The 19,020-nt window shown below is 74.2% G+C and carries 15 protein-coding genes; 6 read left to right on the top strand and 9 right to left on the bottom strand.

The window, feature by feature from the left end; genetic code table 11:
* The coding region (locus tag G5C62_RS10320; protein ID WP_206330566.1) for a hypothetical protein at positions 1-252 on the top strand (252 nt) is incomplete at its 5' end.
* Here the strand turns inward: G5C62_RS10320 and G5C62_RS10315 are convergent.
* Positions 204-1,310, bottom strand: a complete 1,107-nt coding sequence (locus G5C62_RS10315) for a Gfo/Idh/MocA family protein (RefSeq protein ID WP_206330567.1) — start codon at positions 1,308-1,310, stop codon at positions 204-206. The two genes, G5C62_RS10320 and G5C62_RS10315, sit on opposite strands and share 49 nt — an antisense overlap.
* A 205-nt stretch (positions 1,311-1,515) precedes the next feature.
* On the opposite strand from G5C62_RS10315, the gene G5C62_RS10310 reads away from it, so the two are divergent.
* Entirely contained in the window at positions 1,516-3,756 is a 2,241-nt protein-coding gene (locus tag G5C62_RS10310) for a diguanylate cyclase domain-containing protein (protein WP_164700897.1), read from the top strand.
* Between the two features lie 151 nt (positions 3,757-3,907).
* Here the strand turns inward: G5C62_RS10310 and G5C62_RS10305 are convergent, their stop codons facing one another.
* Genes G5C62_RS10305 through G5C62_RS10295 form a run of 3 tightly spaced genes read right to left on the bottom strand, consistent with a single transcriptional unit; the run spans position 3,908 to position 7,264 of the window.
* Positions 3,908-5,386: a mannitol dehydrogenase family protein gene (locus G5C62_RS10305; protein ID WP_164700898.1), complete on the bottom strand. Its 1,479-nt coding sequence runs from the start codon at positions 5,384-5,386 to the stop codon at positions 3,908-3,910.
* The gene (locus G5C62_RS10300; protein WP_241175814.1) at positions 5,383-6,504 is read right to left on the bottom strand and encodes a LacI family DNA-binding transcriptional regulator; all 1,122 of its coding nucleotides are present in this window, start codon (positions 6,502-6,504) and stop codon (positions 5,383-5,385) included. Before G5C62_RS10300 ends, G5C62_RS10305 begins: the two co-directional genes overlap by 4 nt.
* 31 nt (positions 6,505-6,535) lie before the next feature.
* Positions 6,536-7,264, bottom strand: a complete 729-nt coding sequence (locus tag G5C62_RS10295) for an SDR family oxidoreductase (RefSeq protein WP_164700899.1) — start codon at positions 7,262-7,264, stop codon at positions 6,536-6,538.
* 198 nt (positions 7,265-7,462) lie between these two features.
* On the opposite strand from G5C62_RS10295, the gene G5C62_RS10290 reads away from it, so the two are divergent.
* On the top strand, positions 7,463-8,158 hold the full coding sequence (locus tag G5C62_RS10290) for a nucleoside/nucleotide kinase family protein (protein ID WP_206330568.1): 696 nt from the start codon (positions 7,463-7,465) through the stop codon (positions 8,156-8,158).
* 69 nt (positions 8,159-8,227) lie between these two features.
* Here G5C62_RS10290 and G5C62_RS10285 read toward each other — a convergent pair whose 3' ends face one another.
* Genes G5C62_RS10285 through G5C62_RS10270 form a run of 4 tightly spaced genes read right to left on the bottom strand, consistent with a single transcriptional unit; the run spans position 8,228 to position 12,199 of the window.
* Positions 8,228-9,220, bottom strand: a complete 993-nt coding sequence (locus G5C62_RS10285; RefSeq protein WP_206330569.1) for an ABC transporter substrate-binding protein — start codon at positions 9,218-9,220, stop codon at positions 8,228-8,230.
* Positions 9,217-10,314: an ABC transporter permease gene (locus G5C62_RS10280; RefSeq protein ID WP_164700900.1), complete on the bottom strand. Its 1,098-nt coding sequence runs from the start codon at positions 10,312-10,314 to the stop codon at positions 9,217-9,219. Before G5C62_RS10280 ends, G5C62_RS10285 begins: the two co-directional genes overlap by 4 nt.
* Positions 10,311-11,069, bottom strand: a complete 759-nt coding sequence (locus tag G5C62_RS10275) for an ATP-binding cassette domain-containing protein (protein ID WP_164700901.1) — start codon at positions 11,067-11,069, stop codon at positions 10,311-10,313. Before G5C62_RS10275 ends, G5C62_RS10280 begins: the two co-directional genes overlap by 4 nt.
* Complete coding sequence (locus G5C62_RS10270) at positions 11,066-12,199, bottom strand: LacI family DNA-binding transcriptional regulator (protein WP_164700902.1); 1,134 nt, start codon at positions 12,197-12,199, stop codon at positions 11,066-11,068. Before G5C62_RS10270 ends, G5C62_RS10275 begins: the two co-directional genes overlap by 4 nt.
* A gap of 250 nt (positions 12,200-12,449) precedes the next feature.
* On the opposite strand from G5C62_RS10270, the gene G5C62_RS10265 reads away from it, so the two are divergent.
* Positions 12,450-13,706, top strand: coding sequence for an AGE family epimerase/isomerase (locus tag G5C62_RS10265; RefSeq protein WP_164700903.1), 1,257 nt, complete (start codon positions 12,450-12,452; stop codon positions 13,704-13,706).
* 4 nt (positions 13,707-13,710) lie between these two features.
* On the opposite strand, the gene G5C62_RS10260 is transcribed toward G5C62_RS10265, so the two are convergent.
* The gene (locus tag G5C62_RS10260; protein WP_164700904.1) at positions 13,711-14,544 is read right to left on the bottom strand and encodes a class II fructose-bisphosphate aldolase; all 834 of its coding nucleotides are present in this window, start codon (positions 14,542-14,544) and stop codon (positions 13,711-13,713) included.
* A gap of 194 nt (positions 14,545-14,738) precedes the next feature.
* On the opposite strand from G5C62_RS10260, the gene G5C62_RS10255 reads away from it, so the two are divergent.
* Positions 14,739-15,722, top strand: coding sequence for a 1-phosphofructokinase family hexose kinase (locus G5C62_RS10255; protein WP_164700905.1), 984 nt, complete (start codon positions 14,739-14,741; stop codon positions 15,720-15,722).
* Positions 15,719-18,547 (top strand): L-fuculokinase, encoded by a 2,829-nt coding sequence (locus tag G5C62_RS10250; RefSeq protein ID WP_164700906.1) that lies wholly within the window; start codon positions 15,719-15,721, stop codon positions 18,545-18,547. Before G5C62_RS10255 ends, G5C62_RS10250 begins: the two co-directional genes overlap by 4 nt.
* The last annotated feature ends 473 nt before the right edge of the window (positions 18,548-19,020 follow it).

Raw genomic sequence — 19,020 nt, 5'->3', positions numbered from 1 at the left:
AACTTCTGGGGCGGGTCCAGCTACCGGCACGGCGAGGGCTACGTCCCGGTGGACAACGTCGGCCGGGTGCGGCACGACGGGTTCGCCGCGGTCGAGGTGACCGACGCCGAGGTCTGCCTGGCCCAGGCCCTCCCCCTCGACCGCGACGACGACCCGGCGGCCGTGCTCGTGGGTGACCCGGAACGCCGCGCCCTTCGGGCGGCTCATCGGGCACCGCCCGCGGTGACCAGCTCGCCGCCGAGCCGGTCGTAGTGCGGACTGCCCGGCACCAGGTCCGCGCGGGCGACGCTGCGGCCGGTGGCGGCCGACCGGTAGATGCCGGTGACCAGCTCCATCGTCTCCCGGCCCTGGACGCCGCTGACCTGGGGTCGCTCCCGCCGGTCGAAGGAGTCCAGCAGGCTGCGCAGCTGCGCGGCGTGCCCGCTGGGCACCCCGGCGGTGGCCCGCCAGCCGGCGACCCGGTCGGGGTCGGCGACGTGCGGGGCGGGGGTCCACGTCCAGTCGTCGTCGCCGTAGCCGTAGACGTGCTGCAGCTCGACGGTCGCGTCGGTGAAGTCGAAGCGCAGGTAGCTGGTCTCCCGGGGCGAGAGCACGCTGTTGACGACGGTGGCCATCGCCCCGGACGCGAACGTCACCACCGCCATCGCGACGTCCTCGGTCTCGACGTCGCGTTCCAGCGTGCCGGTGACCGCGGTGACCTCGCGCCAGTCGCCGAGCAAGGACAGCAGCAGGTCCATCTGGTGGATGCCGTGGCCCATCGTCGGGCCGCCGCCCTCGGTGGCCCAGCGCCCCCGCCAGGGCACCTCGTAGTAGGCGGGGTCGCGGTACCAGAGGGTGTGGCAGACGGCGACCAGCGGCCGGCCCAGCTCACCGGTGCGCACGAGCTCGCGCAGCCGGGTGGCGCCGGAGCCGAAACGGTGCTGGAACACGTAGGTGGCGTACGGGCCGCCGTCGCGCTCGAGCTCGGCGACGGCGTCGAGTTCGGAGAGCGAGAGCATCGGCGGCTTCTCGCACCACACCCAGGCACCGGCGCGCAGGCACGTCGTCACGCCGTCGAGGTGCGCGCCCGGCGGGGTGCACACCACCACCAGGTCCGGCGACTCCGCGGCCAGCATCGCGGCGAGGTCGCCGAAGGTGTGTGGGACGTCCCAGCGCTGGGCGAGGGCGCGGGCCCGGGACTCCTCGACGTCGACCAGCGCGACCACCTCGACGCGCTCCCCCATCCCGCGCAACGCCGGGAGGTGGCGGTCGTCGGCGATGTTCCCGGCTCCCACGACCGCGACGCGGACCGGCTGCTTCGAGTGGGTCACAGGACTCCTCTGGTCTGGACGGTCACCGTCGGGCACGGCGGCCTGGCAAGCGCTTTCCGTTCCCCAGCCAATCGGTGTCCACGAAGCTGTGTCAAGCGCCACACTCCGCGGGCGCCCAGCGCCGCACGGTCGGCGCAGCCCAGCGTCGTCTGCCGGGTGCAGCTCAGGACCCGCGCCGACCGGCCCGGCGTGGAAGGCTTGGCCCATGACCTCACGGATGTGCGAAGAGCGCGCTGTGCGGTCGCTGTTCCAGCCGATCGTGGACCTGTCCGACGGCGCGCTGGTGGCGGTGGAGGCGCTGTCCCGCGGCGAGCCGGGGCCGCTGGAGTCCCCGACCGAGCTGTTCGCCGCGGCCGCAGCAGCCGGGACCACCGCGTCGCTGGACACCGCGTGCCTGCGCGCTGCGCTGCGCGGGGTCGCCGGCGCCGCGGAGCCGACCACCCTGTTCGTGAACATCGAGCCGGCGACGCTGTCCACCCTCGCCCCCGCCGACCTGGCCGACCTGGCCGACCTCACGCCGGCCGGGGTGCAGGTGGTCCTGGAGGTCACCGAGCGCGACCTGCTCGAGCGCCCGGCCGACCTGGTCCGTGGCGTGCGGGGCGCGCGCGAGATCGGCTGGGGGGTGGCGCTGGACGACGTCGGTGCCGAGCCGGCCGGGCTCGCACTCGTGTCGTTCCTCCGGCCGGACGTGATCAAGCTGGACCTGGCCCTGGTGCGCGGACACACCAGCCTGCAGGCCGCCGCGGTGGTCAACGCCGTGCGTGCCGACGCCGAGCGCTCCGGCGCGCTCGTCCTGGCCGAGGGGATCGAGACCACCGAGCACCTGGACCGCGCGCTGGCGATGGGCGCGCGACTCGGGCAGGGCTGGATGTTCGGGCGTCCGGGGGGCCTGCCGGCGGCCGGCATGCGGGGCCTGCAGCTGCGCCCGGCCACGCCCGCGCGAGGCGCCGGGGGAACCGGTCCGGGGACGCCGTACGAGGTGCTCGCCGCCGCCTCGGGACCGCAGCGCGCCGGCGTGCCGCTGCTCGCCTCGATGACCCGTCAGGTCGAGCGCCAGGCACTCCTGCTGGACGAGCAGACCGTCGTCCTCGCGAACTTCCAGCACGCCGACCTGATGAGCGCGCGCACCCGCCGCCGCTACGAGACGCTCGGGAGCCTCACCGCCCTGACCGCGGTGACCGGCGCGGGGATGCCCGACGAGCCCGTGCCGGGCGTGGTGGGCACCGCCCTCGATGCCGACGACCCGCTGACCGACCAGTGGGTCGTGACCGTGGTCAGCCCGCACTTCGCGGCCGCGCTGGCCGCTCGCGAGGTCCCCGTGGACGGTCGCGGCGACCCGACCGAGGCCCCCGTCCCGGTGCGCTCGGCCGCGCGCCGACTCGACTACGTGCTGACCTACGACCGGCAGCGGGTGCTCGAGGCCGCCGGGCTGCTGCTGGAGAAGACCCGCCCGCCGGCCGGGTCGGCGACGCCGCTGCCGCTCCCCGCCCCGGCCCCCGGCGACGCCGTCGCGCGGGTCACCGAGGCCGACCTGCCGGACCTGATGCTCCGGGCCGTCTCGGTCGCGAGCAACGGGATCGTCATCGCCGACGCCCGCCGCCCCGACCTCCCGCTGGTCTACGCGAACGCCGCGTTCCTGCGGATGACCGGCTATCCGGAGTCGGAGGTGCTCGGCCGCAACTGCCGCTTCCTGCAGGGGGCCGACACCGACCGCAACCAGGTGCACCCGATCCGGCGGCGGCTGCTCGCCGGGCGCGACGTCGACGCGGTGCTGCTGAACTACCGGCGCGACGGCTCGGCGTTCTGGAACGAACTGCACGTCAGCGCCGTCCGGGACGCGCACGGCGAGGTCACGCACCTGATCGGCAGCCAGCTGGACGTGACCGCACGGGTCGACCGGGAGCGGCGGACGGCGTACCTGGCCCACCACGACCAGCTCACCGGCCTCCCCAACCGGGCACACGTGCTGGAGCACCTGAACCTGGAACTGCACCGCGCCCGCCGCAGCGGCGGGAGCGTGGCGGCGGTGCTGCTGGACCTCGACGACTTCAAGGCGATCAACGACCGCTTCGGTCACGCCGTCGGCGACGCCGCGCTCGTCGGGGCGGCCGCTCGCCTGCGCTCGGCCGTCCGCGCCGGCGACCTGCTGGGCCGGCTGGGCGGCGACGAGTTCCTGGTCGTCCTCGCCGGCCTCCCCGCGTCCGGCCGGGCACGGCCGGACGACGGCAGCCGCCCGCCTGCGGAGGAGACGGTCCGGCGGGTGCAGGAGCACCTGCGTGCCGCCCTCGAGGCACCGCTCCAGCTGCCCGGGACGGCCCTGCGGATCCGCGCCAGCTCCGGGGCGGCGGTCTTCCCCGAGGAGGCCGACGACCCGGCCTCGCTCCTCGCCTGCGCCGACGCCGCCATGTACCGGACCAAGCGCGGGCCGGCACACCTCCGCGACTGAGCCTCCGCTGCCGGGAGGCCGGACCCGGCGGACGAGTCCGACCACGGGTGCGAGCCGCGGTGCTGCGATCGGTCACCACGGTGCTCAGCGCGCTGCCGCCCCCCGGTGGTGGCCGGAGCCGGCACCCCGAGCGACAGGCGTCTCGACGACCTCATGGGCGGACCAGGTGGGCCACCGCCCCGCGGGCCCCGAGCCGGTTCAGCAGCCGCGCTGCCTCCGAGTAGGCCTGCCGAAAACGCTCGTCATCGGCGAGCTCGCCGAAGACCTCGCCGAGCGTGAGGACGGCGAGCGGGTCCTCCTGCTGCAGCAGCGGAGCCACTCGGTCCAGGCGGGCGTCCACGACGGCCAACGGTTCCCCGTTCTCGTCCACGCCTCGGGCGTACCGCGCCCAGGCGGCGATCGCGAGGACCGACAGGTGGCAGGGGCCGCCTGCGGCGAGCTGCGCCCTGACCACGGGCAGCACGAAGGTGGCGATGCGCTCGGACCCCTCGGCGCAGTTGCGGGCGAGAGTGTCGCTGACCGCGGAGTTGGCGAAGCGCGCCAACAGCGTGGTCCGGTAGGCGGCCAGGTCGGTGCCGGGCACTGGCGGGAGCGTGGGCGACGCCTCGGTGCGCATGTACCGCTCGACCAGTTCGGCGAAGAGCGGGTCCGCCATCACCTCGTCGACCCGGCGGTGACCGGCGAGGGCGCCCAGGTAGGACATGACCTGGTGGCTGGCGTTCAACAGCCGCAGCTTCATGAGCTCGTACGGGCGCACGTCGGGCACCAGCTGGACACCGACGTCCTCCAGGGGCGGGCGCACGTCGCTGAACCGGTCCTCGAGCACCCACTGCAGGTAGGGCTCGGCCACGACCGGCCACTGGTCCACGACGCCGGTCTCCGCGGTGAGGCGGAGGCGGTCGTCATCCGTGGTGGCCGGGGTGATCCGGTCGACCATTGAGTTCGGGAACGCCACCTCACCGGCGATCCAGTCGGCCAACCCGTCCGCCGCCTGCTCCTCCTGCAGCCGGGTGAACTCGACCAGGGTCTGCCGGGCCAGATCGCCGTTGCCCTCGACGTTGTCGCAGGAGACGACCGTGAACGGGGGCGTGCCGGCGTCTCGCCGCCTCCTGAGGGCGGCGCTCAGCAAGCCGAACGCCGTCCGGGGCACCGGGCTGGTCAGGTCGGCGGCCAGTCCCTCGTCCAGGCGGAAGCGCCCGGTGGACTTGTCGGTGCTGTAGCCGCCCTCGGTGATGGTCATGGTGACCAGGTGGGTCGACGGCGCCGCCATGGCGGCCAGGACGGCGGCTGCGTCGTCCTCCAGCAGCAGGAGGTTCAGCAGCGAGCCGATGACGGTGGGCTCGATCGACCCGTCCGTGTCCTTCAGCACGAGCGTGTAGAGCCCGTCCTGGGCGCGCAACGCGGTGTGCAGCGGCCGGTCGACACCCAGCACGCCCACGCCGGTGATCCCCCAGTCGGCGTGTCCACGAGCCAGCAGCCGATCGAAGTAGACGGCCTGGTGGGAACGGTGGAACCCCCCGACTCCCAGGTGGACGACGCCGCTGGTGGCCGCTGGGCGGTCGTACGCGGGACGCCCGAGGGCTGGCGGCAACCCGGCCAAGGTCTGCTGATCCAACGGTGTGGTGGTCATGCGGTGCACTCCTCTGCTGACGACCCGGACGGCGGCGCCGGTGGACGACGGTGGTCGGCGTCCGGTGGACTGGCCTCACCGTGCGACGCGCTGGTCGCCGAACCCGGCGATGAGGTGGGGAAGAGGACCCGGGCGCCGGATGGTGACCAGCACGACCGCCGCCGCACGAGCCGGACCGGCGTCATCGTGTGCCGGTGCACCGGTGCCCCGGCTGCGGCCAGGCGCTCGACGACCCGGGACGCGGCCAGCCGTCCCAAGGTCGCGGGGTCCTGGTCTATGACGGTGAGGGACGGCGAGAGCATGTGCGCCATCGGGAAGTCACCGAAGCCGATCACGGCCCAGTCCGCGCCGGCCAGCGCCGGGACGAGGGCCATCGACGTCCGGGCATCGGCGCTGACCAGCGCCGTCGGCGGTCGTGCAGCGTCCCGGAGCCGCCCCACCACCCGGTCGGCGCTCGCCCGGTCCACGGCGCCGAACGCGACGAGCTCGTCCCTCGGCCGGAGACCGGCGGCGGTCAGCGCCGACCGGTGCCCGGCCAGGCGGGCGGTGGTGGTGGACATCGCCGGGCTGTCCCCGACGAAGGCGATGTCGTGGTGGCCGTGGGCGATCAGGTGAGCAGTGGCGAGCCGGCCGCCCTCGTGGTCGTCACCGGTGAACGCGTCCGCCGGCAGGCCGTGCGCCGGGCGGTCGACGAAGACGATGGGCAGGCGCGTCGCCCAGGCACCCAGGTGGCCCTGGTCCTGCGAGGTCGGCGCCACGACCAGTCCGCTGAGCGAGCGGCGCAGCAGCGACTCGAGCGTCCCCGCCTCTAGCCGCGGGTCGTACCCCAGGCTGCTCACGACGACGGACATGTCGGCTGCCGCAGCGACCTGTTCGACCGCCTTGGCGATGACGGCGAAGAACGGATCACCGAGGTCGGGCACCGCCACGCCCAGCACGGGGGCGCGACCGGAGCGGAACGTCTGGGCGAGCGAGGTGGGCAGGTACCCCAGCTCGCGCAGCGCGGCCGCCACCCGGGCCCGAGTCTCCGGGTGCACGTGCGGGTCGTCGTTGAAGACCCGGGACACCGTCTTGGCGCTGACCTGAGCGCGCGCGGCGACGTCGCGCATCGTGGCCATCCAGGTCGCCTGCCGCCGGGGGACCCGGCCGTCAGCGGGCCGTGTAGCCGCCGTCGACGGGCAGCGACACCCCCGAGATCATCGACGCACCGTCGCTGAGCAGGAACACGACCGGCGCTGCGATCTCGTCCTCGGTCGCCCAGCGGCCCAGGGGCATCTGGTCGAGGAAGGGGCCCTCGATGTCCGGGCGCCCCCAGTACCAGGCCGACATGGGGGTCATGACCACGGTCGGGTTGACACTGTTGACCCGGATGCCGTGAGCGCCCAGCTCGAGAGCCGACACCCGGGTGATGTTGTCCAGCGCCGCCTTGGACGACCCGTAGGAGATGTGACCGGCCAGCGCCACCAGACCGGCCTGGCTGGACACGTTCACGATCGCGCCGCCCTGGCCCAGCCGGATCATCGACGCGGCGGCGTACTTCGTCACCAGCAGGGCGCCGCGGGCGTTGACGTTGATCACCTTGTCGAAGACGTCGATGTCGGTCTCCATCGGGGTGGCGATCTCGCCGCCGAAGCCGCCGCAGTTCACCACGCCCCACAGGTCGAGGTCCTGAAGTGCCGACCGGACGCTCTCCTCGGAGGTCAGGTCGAAGGTCAGCGTCCGGGCGCCCGTCTCGTCGGCGATCGCCGCCAGCCCGTCGGCCGACCGGCCGCTGGCGATGACGTCGGCGCCCGCGGCCACGAGCTGCCGGACGATCGCCCCCCCGATGCCGCCCGTGGCCCCGGTGACCAGCACGGTGCGGCCGTTGAAGTCCGTCATGTCAGGGCATCTCCTCAGCAGGGTGGGGCACCGCCGGTGGACGACGGCCGCCAGGGGCGATGCAACCACAGCGCTGCCGTCATGTCACCGGTGACATGACGGCAGACCACTCGTTGACAGCGTCGTCGACGCGTCCCTACCGTGCCGCAGGAACGTGCGGTCGCCGTCCCGGTGGACCGCCGGAGAGGACGTGGACCCGTGGACCAGGCAGCTCCGTCGGACCCGGGACCACCTCCGGTCGTCCGGGAGACGCTGGAGCAGCTGGTCGCCCGTGCTGCACAGCTGGCCCGCCCCGGCACCCGCCGCGTCCTCGGCGTCACGGGCGCCCCTGGGGCGGGCAAGTCGACGCTGTGCGCCGCGCTGCTCGCGGCACTCGGCGACCATGCAGCGCTGGTCGGGATGGACGGGTTCCACTACGCCGGCGTGGAGTTGCAGCGCCTCGGACGCGGTCACCGCAAGGGCGCGCCGGACACCTTCGACGTCGACGGCTACGTCGCCCTGCTCACCCGACTGCGGACGCCGCCCCGGGTGCCGGTCTACGCGCCGCTGTTCGACCGGGCACTCGAGGAACCGGTCGGCAGCGCCGTGCCTGTCCCCTCGGCCACTCCCCTGGTCCTCACCGAGGGCAACTACCTGCTCATGTCCGAGCACGGTTGGTCGGCGGTCCGCGCCTGTCTGGACGAGGTCTGGTACCTCGACGTCCCACCGGAGGTGCGGGAGCGGCGCCTGATCCAGCGCCGCCGGTCCTACGGCCACGAGGCCCAGGCGGCCGAGCACTGGGTGCGCACCGTCGACGGACGCAACGGCTGCGCCGTGGAGGCATCGCGGTCACGCGCCGATCTCGTCGTTCACCTGGACGTCCCCGAGTCGCCCCGGGACGGCCGCCTCGGCTGAGCTGCCCACGTCGCAGGACGCCCCGCCCCCTCGAGCGAGGGGGCGGGGCGTCCTGCCTCGGCGGGGAGATCAGCAGCTGGAGCGGTAGAGCGCGTCCTGGTTGTCGGCCAGGTTCTCCTGGGTGATGATCGTGAAGCCGGTCTGGATCTCGGCCTCCGGCTCCTCGCCGTCCAGCGAGGCGATGACCTGCTCCAGCCCCTGCCTGCCGATCTCGGCCGGCTGCTGGGCGACCAGGGCCTGCACGGTGCCGGCCTCGAGCGCCTCGACCTGGGCCGGGCCGGCATCGAAGCCGACGACGGTCACCTGCTCCTGGGCACCTGCCTGGCGCAGGCCGGTCGCCGCACCCTCGGCGGCGAACAGGTTCGTGCCGAAGACCCCGATGAGGTCGGGGGTGGCCTGCAGCGTCGAGGTGACGATGCGCGCCCCCTCGGCGACGTCGTTCTGCGCGTACTGCGTCTCCAGCGCGGTGAAGGCCGGGTCCTCGGCGAGTGCGTCGAGGAAGCCCTTGATGCGCGCCTCGCTGGTGCTGATGCCGGGCTCGTGCCCGACCACGAGCACCGTGCCGCCCTCCGGGTTCGCGGCCTGGATGGCCTCGAAGGCCGCCGCCCCACCGCCCTCGTTGTCCGAGGCGACCTGGGTGACCGCCATCGACGGGTCCTCCAGCGTCGTGTCGACCAGCCCGACGGCGATGCCGGCGTCCGCGGCGGCCTGGATCGGGCGGTACATGCCGGTCACGTCCGTGGGGGCGATGAGCAGCCCGTCCGGTGCGCTGGCCACGACGCTGTCGACGATCGGGGTCTGCAGCGCGGGGTCGAACTGCTGTGCGCCCTGCGTGGTGACCTCGACGCCGAGTTCCTCGGCGGCCTCCTCGATCCCGCACTGCATCGTGATGTAGAACTCGTCGCCCGCGACGCCCTGCACGAAGGCGATCTCGTAGGCCTCGGAGCCGCCTCCGCCGCCACCGGAGCCGCCACCGTCGCCGGAGTCGTCACCGCCACACGCGGTCAAGGCAAGGGCCAGCGCCGAGAGCGCCGCCATCTTCGCACTGGTGTTTCTGTTCACCGTGATTCCTTTCGACGTGCCCCTGATGGGCGGGAGAACCGGGAGGACGAGGACCTGCGACTTCGCGCTCCGCGGGTCGCCGCAGCGCGTCGGACCTGGTCGACGTAGACGGCGGCGATGAGGAACGCGCCGACGACGACCTGCTGCCAGAAGGGCTGGACGCCCATGATCACGAAGCCGTTCTGCAGCACGGAGGGGATGAACAGGCCGATCACCGTGCCGGCGATCGTGCCGATCCCACCGAAGAGGCTCGTGCCACCGATGACGACACCGGCGATCACGTTGAGGGCGGTGTTGGACTGGCCGGCGATCGTGGTGGAGGCGTAGAACGCGAGGTTGAGGATCCCGGCCAGGCCGGCACAGAAGCCGGCCAGGGTGTAGACGCCGATCAGGTGCCGGTCGACCTTCACCCCGACCCGCCGGGCCGACTCGGCGTTGGAGCCGACGGCGTACGTGTAGCGGCCGAAACGGGTGCGGTGCAGGACCACCGCTCCCACGACCACCACCAGCAGGGCGATGAGCGACAGGTAGGGGATCTGGCCGAACAGGCGACCGAAGCCGATCGTGTCGGTCAGCACCGTCGGCGCACCGCGCAGGTCGATGCCGCCGGTGACGATCTGTGCGCCACCCAACGCCATGCCGAGTGTGCCGAGCGTGACGATCAGCGGCGGCACCTTGGCCCGGGCGACCAGCACCCCGTTGAACAGACCCCACAGGGTGCCCGAACCGCAGGCGACCAGCGCGCCCACGAGGGACACCCCGACGCCCTCGCCACCCAGCGCCTCCATCACCTTGGCCGCGACGACGCCGCTGAACACCAGCACGCTGCCCACCGACAGGTCGATGCCGCCGGTGATGATCACGAAGGTCATGCCGACCCCGATGATCGCCAGGATCGAGGTGTTCACGACGACGTTGCGGAGGTTGTTCACCGACAGGAAGGCGTCGCTCTCGGCGATGCTGAAGAGCACCACCAGGACGAGCAGCACGCCCAGGATCTGGAATGCCTGGGCGCTCACCAGCCGCTGGAGCGGGGTCTTCGGCTGCTCCTCGTCGGTCGGCGCCGCCGCCCGCTGCTCCGTGGCGGTGTTCACGCCGCCTCCTGGCTGATCGCGCCGGTCATGGCTCCCACCAGTTCCTCCATCGAGGTCTTGTCGGCGTCGTAGGTCGCCACCCGCCGGCCCAGCCGCAGCACCTGGATCCGGTCGGCCACCTCGATGACGTGGGGCATCGAGTGGCTGATGAGGACCACGGCGATGCCGCGGTCGCGCACCCGCCGGATCAGGTCCAGCACGTTGCGGGTCTGCACGACGCCGAGGGCCGCGGTGGGCTCGTCCAGGAAGATCACCCGGCTGGCCCAGGCCGCCGCGCGGGCGACGGCGATCTGCTGGCGCTGGCCACCGGACATCGACCCGACCGGTGCGGCGAAGTCACGCACCGTCGCACCGAGCTCGTCGAACGCACGGACGGTGTTCGCCTTCATCTCGGCGTGGTCCATGAAGCCCATCCGGCCCATCAGGCCCCGCCGCATGACCTCCCGACCCAGGTACATGTTCTGCACCGGGTCGAGGTGGGGGGCGAGCGCGAGGTCCTGGTAGACGGTCTCGATGCCCAGCGACCGCGCGGCCGCCGGGGTGTCGATCGTCACCCGCTCACCGTCGCTGTACAGCTCGCCGGAGTCCACGGCGAGGGACCCCGACAACGCCTTGACCAGCGTGCTCTTGCCGGCACCGTTGTCACCGATGAGCGCGACCACCTCACCGGGGTTGACGTCGAAGTCGGCGCCGTCGAGGGCACGCACGTGCCCGAACTCGCGCCGGAGACCCCGGGCCTCGAGGGCGGCGGTCATCGCGCCTCCTCCTGAACGTGCGGCGACGCCATGGTCGACGCCCTCCCTTCTCCTCGGTCGTGCTCCATGCCCGGCTCCCTGCGTCGCGCGAGGCGGTCGTGGTCGTGGTGGGCCGGGACGGCGCGGACGGGAGGCCGCAGCTCGCCGGACCCGCGCGGTACCAGGCGGAACGGCACCAGCACCGTCTCCACGGGCGCGCTCGGGTCGTCGATCCGGCGGAACAACCGCTCCGCGGCGGCGCGGCCGATGACCTCGGGGTCGTGGTCGATGACGGTGACCGCCGGCGCGAGCGAGTCGGCCATCGGGAAGTCGTCGAAGCTGACCACCGCCACGTCGGTGCGGCGGGCACTGTGCAGCAGCGGTACCAGCCCGAGGGAGCAGCGCATGTTCGAGGAGAACATCGCGGTCGGCGGCTGCGGCCCGGCCAGCAGCTGCACGGCGGCGGCAGTGGCCTCGCGGGCCGAGCCGGCACCGACCGCGACCAGGGAGTCGTCGGCGACCAGCCCGTGCTCGGACATCGCCCGGCGGTACCCGGCCAGCCGCAGCCGCGTCGTGGGGTTGCGCAGTTCCGAGCCCAGGAAGCCGACCCGCCGATGGCCGTGCTCCAGCAGGTGGCGGGTCGCCACCTCTGCTGCGGAGAGGTCGTCGATAAGCACCGCGTCGCTGCTGACCCCCTCGGGCAGCCGGTCCACGAAGACGACCGGGGTGTGCTGCAGCGTCTCGGCCAGGTAGGCGTGGTGGCGCGCCATCGGCGCGACGATCAGCCCGGCGACCTGGCGCACGAGCATGCTCTCCACCACGAGCGCCTCGCGTTCCGGAGCCCGGTTGCCGACGCTGGAGACCATCACCGCCTGGCCCCGTTCGTGAGCCACCTGCTCGACGGCGCTGGTGAGCCGGGCGAAGAACGGGTCGGCGAGGCTCTCGACCACCAGCCCGATCACGTCGGCCCGGCCCATCCGCAGCGACCGGGCCAGCAGGTTGGGCTGGAACCCCAGGTCGGTGATCGCCTGCTGCACCCGTGCCCGGGTGCTCGGGGTGACGTGCGCGTCGCCGTTGACCACCCGGGAGACCGTCTTCGGGCTCACCGCCGCCCGGGAGGCGACGTCACGCAGAGTGATGCGCGGCGTCACTGCCGGCGCCCCGGGGCACAGCCCGTCGGCCCGCCGCACGGCGGGCAGAGGGTGGTGGCGGAGAGGAGCACGGCACGCGCCTTTGCGAGTCGAGGATCACTGTCAAAGAGTGACGTGGGCCATGGAACAAGCCCATGTCATCGATGTCAATGAACCGATGCACGGTTGAGACACAACGCCTCCGGCCAGCTAGGGTCGCTGCTCTGACCGGACCGGCCGGCTCCGGCGGCCATCTCCCGAGGAGTTCGTGATGAGACCCACCGGTGACTCAGCGCAGTCCGGCAGCTGGACCTCGCTGCCGAGCCACCACGCCTGGCTGGACGCCGAGGGAGAGCGCCTGCTCTCCTTCGGCGCGGCCGCCGGGACGACCGCCGCACCCGGCTTCGCCTGGCTGGACGACACGGGCCGGCCGGACCCCGAGCAGCCTCCGCAGCTGTGGATCACCGCCCGGATGACGCACGTCTTCGCGCTCGCCTGCCTGCGCGGGCGGCCAGGAGCCGGCCCACTGGTGGACCGGGGGCTGGCCGCGCTGGACGGGCCGTTCCGGGACGCTGAGCACGGCGGCTGGTACTCGTCGCTGACCGCCGAGGGCACCCCCGCGGCCACCGGCAAGTCCGCCTACGACCACGCCTTCGTCGTGCTGGCGGCCGCGAGCGCCACCGCGGCCGGTCGCCCGGGCGCCGCCGCGCTCCTGCAGGAGGCCCTGGACGTCGTCGAGCAGCACTTCTGGTCCGCCGACGAGGGCCGGAGCCTGGAGAGCTGGGACCGCGCCTGGACGACGCTGGAGCCGTACCGGGGCGCCAACAGCAACATGCACACCGTCGAGGCGTTCCTCACCGCGGCGGCCGTGACCGGCGAGGACCGTTGGCTGACCCGGGCCACCAGCATCGCCGAGCACCTGGTGCACACCGCGGCCCGGGAGAACGGCTGGCGCCTGCCCGAGCACTTCGACCCGCAGTGGCAGCCGCTGCCGGACTACAACGCCGATCGCAAGAACGACAAGTTCCGCCCCTACGGCTCCACGCCCGGACACTGGCTGGAGTGGTCGCGGCTGTTGCTGCACCTCGAGGCAGCGTTGGGCGCGGAGGCGCCGGCCTGGCTCCTCCCGGACGCCCGGAGCCTGTTCGACGCGGCGGTCGAGGTCGGCTGGGCGGCCGACGGTGCGCCCGGCTTCGTCTACACGCTGGACTGGTCGGACCGGCCGGTGGTCGCCTCCCGCCTGCACTGGGTGCTCACCGAGGCGATCGGCGCGGCGGCGGTCCTGGTGCGGCGCACCGGCGACCCCCGGTACGAGCACTGGTACCGGACGTTCTGGGACGAAGCCGCCGCTCGGTTCCTCGACGCCGATCGCGGCAGCTGGGTGCACGAGCTCCCGGTGGGCGATGCGGAGGCGGTCTGGTCCGGCAAGCCGGACGTCTACCACGCCTACCAGGCGACCCTGCTCCCCCAGCTCCCGCTGGCGCCGGTGCTCGCCGCGGCCCTGCGACAGGAGCTCGGTGCGGACTGAGCGGTCAGCCGGCCAGCAGCCGGACCAGCCGCTCGACCTCTTGGGCGGTCGCCGTCCGGGCCGCCCCCAGGTACTTCCGGGGATCGACGAGCGCCGGGTCGGCCGCGAGGGCGTCGCGCACTGCGCGGGTGAAGGTGCCGTTCAGGTGCGTGGAGATGTTGACCTTCGTCATGCCGGCCGAGACCGCCTCCCGCAGGTGCTCGTCCGGGACTCCGGACGAGCCGTGAAGCACCAGCGGCACCGGCACGGCGGCCCGGATGGCGCCGATGAGCTCCAGGTCCAGCCGGGCGGTGCGTGTGGTCATCGCGTGGGAGCTGCCCACCGCCACGGCGACCGCGTCGATGCCGGTGGCCTCCACGAACCGGGCGGCGTCCTCCGGCCGGGTGCGCACCCCCGGCGCATGCACCCCGTCCTTGCCGCCGATCTCGCCGATCTCGGCCTCCACCGAGACCCCCCGGTCGTGCGCCCGCTCGACGACACCGCGGGTGGTCGCGAGGTTCTCCTCGACCGGGAGCGTCGAGCCGTCGAACATCACCGACGTGAACCCCAGCGCCAGCGCCTGCGCCACGAGCTCGAGGTCGGTCGCGTGGTCCAGGTGCACCACCACCGGCACGGCGGCGGCGTCCGCGATGGCGAGCATCGCGCTGCCGACCGGCGCGAGCGCCCCGTGGTACCGCACCGCGTTCTCGCTCAGCTGCAGCACCGTGGGCCGACCGGCCGCCTCCGCCCCGGCCACGATCGCCTCGGCGTGCTCGACCTGGATGACGTTGAACGCCCCGAGGCCACCGCGGCCCTGCTGGGCCGCGGTCAGGACGTCGGTCAGTGCGGCGCGGGTCACGGCGTGCTCCTCGGGTCGGTCGTCCCCTCCGAGCAGCCGGTTCGGGCCCGGGGGGTGGCAGGGCGGTGCCGGGCGGCCGCTGCCCGCGGTGTCCCCGGCGATCGGCGTCCCCAGCCCGGCGGCGAACGTAGCAGCCGTTCCGCAGTCTGCTCGGCCGCACAGGCGCTGAGCACCGACCGGTCCCAGGAGGACTCGTGCACGAACGCCCCACCGTCCCAACGGTCCACGTCCTCGGCCCGAACCCGGCGCAGGACCGGCTGCAGGTGGTGCCCCGGCTGCTGATCGGCGAGGTCAACCGCGCCACCGAGGTGGTGAGCCGGCCCGGCGGGAAGGGCATGATCGTGGCCCGCGGGGTGGTGCGGTTGGGCAGCCGGGCGGCGCTGCACGGCTTCGTCGGCGGGTCGGTCGGTGCACAGATCTCGGCGGGCTGCCGGGACCTCGGGGTCGACGACCACCACGTCCGGATCGACGGGGAGACCCGGGTGACCACCGTGCTCGTGGACAGCGCCACGGGCACCTCCACCGTGGTCAACGAGCCCGGCCCCGAGGTGGGTGACGCCCACGTGGCCGCCCTGGTCGACGGGCTGGTGGCGGCCGTGCAAGCCGGCGACGTGGTCGTGTGCACCGGCAGCCTGCCGCGGGGCGCGCCGGTCGACCTCTACGCGCGGTGCGTGACCGCCCTGCGCGGGCGCGGGGTGCTCACCGTGGTCGACACGTCCGGCCCCGGCCTGGCCGCGGCGGTCCGCTCCCGACCGGACGTGCTGAAGGTCAACGAGGAGGAGCTCCGCAGGGACGCCGGGCTGACCGGGCCCGCCGACACCGGTGCCGACTCGGACCTGGACCTGGACCTCCTCATGGGGCGCGCGCTCGACGCCGGCACCGGAGCGGTGATCGTGACCCGGGGTGCAGCCGGCCTGTCGCACCGCTCGGCGGAGGGGAACTGGGACGTGCGCAGCCCGGCCGTGCCGGTGGTCAACGCGACCGGGTCCGGGGACATGATGCTCGCCGGGTTCGTCACCGCCCTGGTGTCCGGGGCGGACCGGGTGACCGCGCTGCGCACCGGCGCCGCGGCCGGGGCGGCCAACGCCGCCCGGCTGGAACCGGACATCACCGGCCACGAGGTGCAGCAGCTGCTCATGGAGTCCGTGGCCACCGCCGTCCCGGGGGTGCAGCGGTGAGCGCCACCTTCCTCGGCATCGACGTCGGCACCACCCGGACCAAGGCGTTGCTGCTCGCCGCGGACGGGGGCGACGTCCTGGCCACGGCCGCGGCCGCCACTCCGCAGGACGAGGCCGACGGCGTCGCGGTCCACTCCCCTGGCTCGGTCCGGGCCGTGGCGGTCGACGTCGCCCGCCGTGCACTGGCCTCGGCCGGGCCCGACGCCCGGGCCGCACTGGGCGGCATCGCGGTCACCTCGGTCGGTGAGGAGGCGGTGCTGCTCGACGCCGCGGCCCGGCCGGTCGGCGACGTGCCCACCTGGTTCTCCGGCGTCGGGCACGGCCCGGCCCAGGAGCTCGCCGCCGAGCTGGACCGGCGGGCTCCGATCACCGGTCTGCGCCACCCCGAGTACACGGTCCACACGCTGGCCTGGTGGGCGCGCACCCGCCCAGCCCAGGCCCGCGCCGCCGTCACCCTGACCGACCTGGGCAGCTGGCTGCTCTCCTCCCTCGGTCCCGGCGACCTGGTGATGGACCACTCCCATGCGTCGCGCACCGGCCTCTTCGACGCACCAACCCGGTCGTGGCGGACGGCGGGGCTGGGCGTGGTCGGGATGGGCGGGGTCTCCCTGCCCCGGCTGGTGCCCTCGGGAACCGTGATCGGGGAGCTGGGCCCCGGACCGGCCGCGGAGCTCGGCGTCGCGCCGGGGGTACCGCTGGTCACCGGAGGCCACGACCACTTCTGCGGCGCCCTCGCCGCAGGCGCGCGCTCCCCCGGTGACCTCTTCGTCTCGGCGGGCACCTCCGAGGCGCACGTGCTGGTGACCGACTCCCTCGACCCGACGGCGACGGCGGACAGCGAGGTCGGCTGCTTCGTCACGGACGGGCTGTTCTACTTGCACGCCGCGGTGCCCTCCGGCGGGCTCTACCTGACCTGGACCCGGTTGCTCGGGCTCGACCCGGCCGCGCCGTTGGACGACCTGCTGGGCGGCGAGCCGATCGGCAGCTGCGGGATCCGCGGGCGGATCTCCGCCGACCGCCGGCTCACCCTGGACGGGGTCCCGCTCGAGGTGACCCCGGCGACCGTGCTGCGCGCACTGATGGAGACGACCGCGGTGGCCTCCCGGGACCTCACCCGGGACCTGAGCCGGACCGCCGGCCGGGCGGTCACCCAGCGGCTGCTCGCCGGCCGGCCGGCCGAGTCGGCCACCTGGCGGGAGATCCGGTCGGCGGTCGGCGAGGGGACCGCCTCGTTCGTCGACGCCGACGAGGCCACCGCGCTGGGCGCGGCCCACCTGGCTGTGCGGGCGGTCGGCGGAGATCCGCCCGCGGATCCCGCAGCTGCCGATCGGCTCGCCGCCCAGCAGGTCGTCCAACGGCGCGGCCGGGTCGAGCCCGAGCAACCGGGTCCAGGTCAGGTAGAGCCCGCCGGAGGGCACCGCGGCGTGCAAGTAGAACAGCCCGTCCGTGACGAAGCAGCCGACCTCGCTGTCCGCCGTCGCCGTCGGGTCGAGGGAGTCGGTCACCAGCACGTGCGCCTCGGAGGTGCCCGCCGAGACGAAGAGGTCACCGGGGGAGCGCGCGCCTGCGGCGAGGGCGCCGCAGAAGTGGTCGTGGCCTCCGGTGACCAGCGGTACCCCCGGCGCGACGCCGAGCTCCGCGGCCGGTCCGGGGCCCAGCTCCCCGATCACGGTTCCCGAGGGCACCAGCCGGGGCAGGGAGACCCCGCCCATCCCGACCACGCCCAGCCCCGCCGTCCGCCACGACCGGGTTGGTGCGTCGAAGAGGCCGGTGCGCGACGCATGGGAGTGGTCCATCACCAGGTCGCCGGGACCGAGGGAGGAGAGCAGCCAGCTGCCCAGGTCGGTCAGGGTGACGGCGGCGCGGGCCTGGGCTGGGCGGGTGCGCGCCCACCAGGCCAGCGTGTGGACCGTGTACTCGGGGTGGCGCAGACCGGTGATCGGAGCCCGCCGGTCCAGCTCGGCGGCGAGCTCCTGGGCCGGGCCGTGCCCGACGCCGGAGAACCAGGTGGGCACGTCGCCGACCGGCCGGGCCGCGGCGTCGAGCAGCACCGCCTCCTCACCGACCGAGGTGACCGCGATGCCGCCCAGTGCGGCCCGGGCGTCGGGCCCGGCCGAGGCCAGTGCACGGCGGGCGACGTCGACCGCCACGGCCCGGACCGAGCCAGGGGAGTGGACCGCGACGCCGTCGGCCTCGTCCTGCGGAGTGGCGGCCGCGGCCGTGGCCAGGACGTCGCCCCCGTCCGCGGCGAGCAGCAACGCCTTGGTCCGGGTGGTGCCGACGTCGATGCCGAGGAAGGTGGCGCTCACCGCTGCACCCCCGGGACGGCGGTGGCCACGGACTCCATGAGCAGCTGCTGCACCTCGTGGCCGGTGATGTCCGGTTCCAGCCGGGCGGCGTTGGCCGCCCCGGCCGCGGCGCCGGTGCGCAGCGCGGTCACCCGGTCCGCCCCGGACACCAGGGCGGTGACGAACCCGGCGAGCATCATGTCCCCGGACCCGGTCGCGTTGACCACCGGCACGGCCGGGCTGCGCACGTCCCAGTTCCCCTCCGCCGAGCGGTGCGACAGGCCGGCTGCACCCCGGGTCACGATCACCGCTCCGGTGCCGGCGTCGAGCGCGCGCCCCATGAGGAGGTCCAGGTCCAGGTCCGAGTCGGCACCGGTGTCGGCGGGCCCGGTCAGCCCGGCGTCCCTGCGGAGCTCCTCCTCGTTGACCTTCAGCACGTCCGGTCGGGAGCGGACCGCCGCGGCCAGGCCGGGGCCGGACGTGTCGACCACGGTGAGCACCCCGCGCCCGCGCAGGGCGGTCACGCACCGCGCGTAGAGGTCGACCGGCGCGCCCCGCGGCAGGCTGCCGGTGCACACGACCACGTCGCCGGCTTGCACGGCCGCCACCAGCCCGTCGACCAGGGCGGCCACGTGGGCGTCACCCACCTCGGGGCCGGGCTCGTTGACCACGGTGGAGGTGCCCGTGGCGCTGTCCACGAGCACGGTGGTCACCCGGGTCTCCCCGTCGATCCGGACGTGGTGGTCGTCGACCCCGAGGTCCCGGCAGCCCGCCGAGATCTGTGCACCGACCGACCCGCCGACGAAGCCGTGCAGCGCCGCCCGGCTGCCCAACCGCACCACCCCGCGGGCCACGATCATGCCCTTCCCGCCGGGCCGGCTCACCACCTCGGTGGCGCGGTTGACCTCGCCGATCAGCAGCCGGGGCACCACCTGCAGCCGGTCCTGCGCCGGGTTCGGGCCGAGGACGTGGACCGTTGGGACGGTGGGGCGTTCGTGCACGAGTCCTCC

This window comes from Modestobacter sp. KNN46-3 (assembly GCF_011039295.1).
Note: the sequence above shows the minus strand (reverse complement) of the source record. Positions and strands in the feature narration are given on the sequence as shown.

Excerpts from the sequence above, each read along its gene's own strand:
- G5C62_RS10310 (WP_164700897.1), top strand. The coding sequence starts at position 1,516 with ATGACCTCACGGATGTGCGAAGAGCGCGCTGTGCGGTCGCTGTTCCAG.
- G5C62_RS10305 (WP_164700898.1), bottom strand. The coding sequence starts at position 5,386 with ATGACCACCACACCGTTGGATCAGCAGACCTTGGCCGGGTTGCCGCCA.
- G5C62_RS10300 (WP_241175814.1), bottom strand. The coding sequence starts at position 6,504 with ATGGCCACGATGCGCGACGTCGCCGCGCGCGCTCAGGTCAGCGCCAAG.
- G5C62_RS10295 (WP_164700899.1), bottom strand. The coding sequence starts at position 7,264 with ATGACGGACTTCAACGGCCGCACCGTGCTGGTCACCGGGGCCACGGGC.
- G5C62_RS10275 (WP_164700901.1), bottom strand. The coding sequence starts at position 11,069 with ATGACCGCCGCCCTCGAGGCCCGGGGTCTCCGGCGCGAGTTCGGGCAC.
- G5C62_RS10265 (WP_164700903.1), top strand. The coding sequence starts at position 12,450 with ATGAGACCCACCGGTGACTCAGCGCAGTCCGGCAGCTGGACCTCGCTG.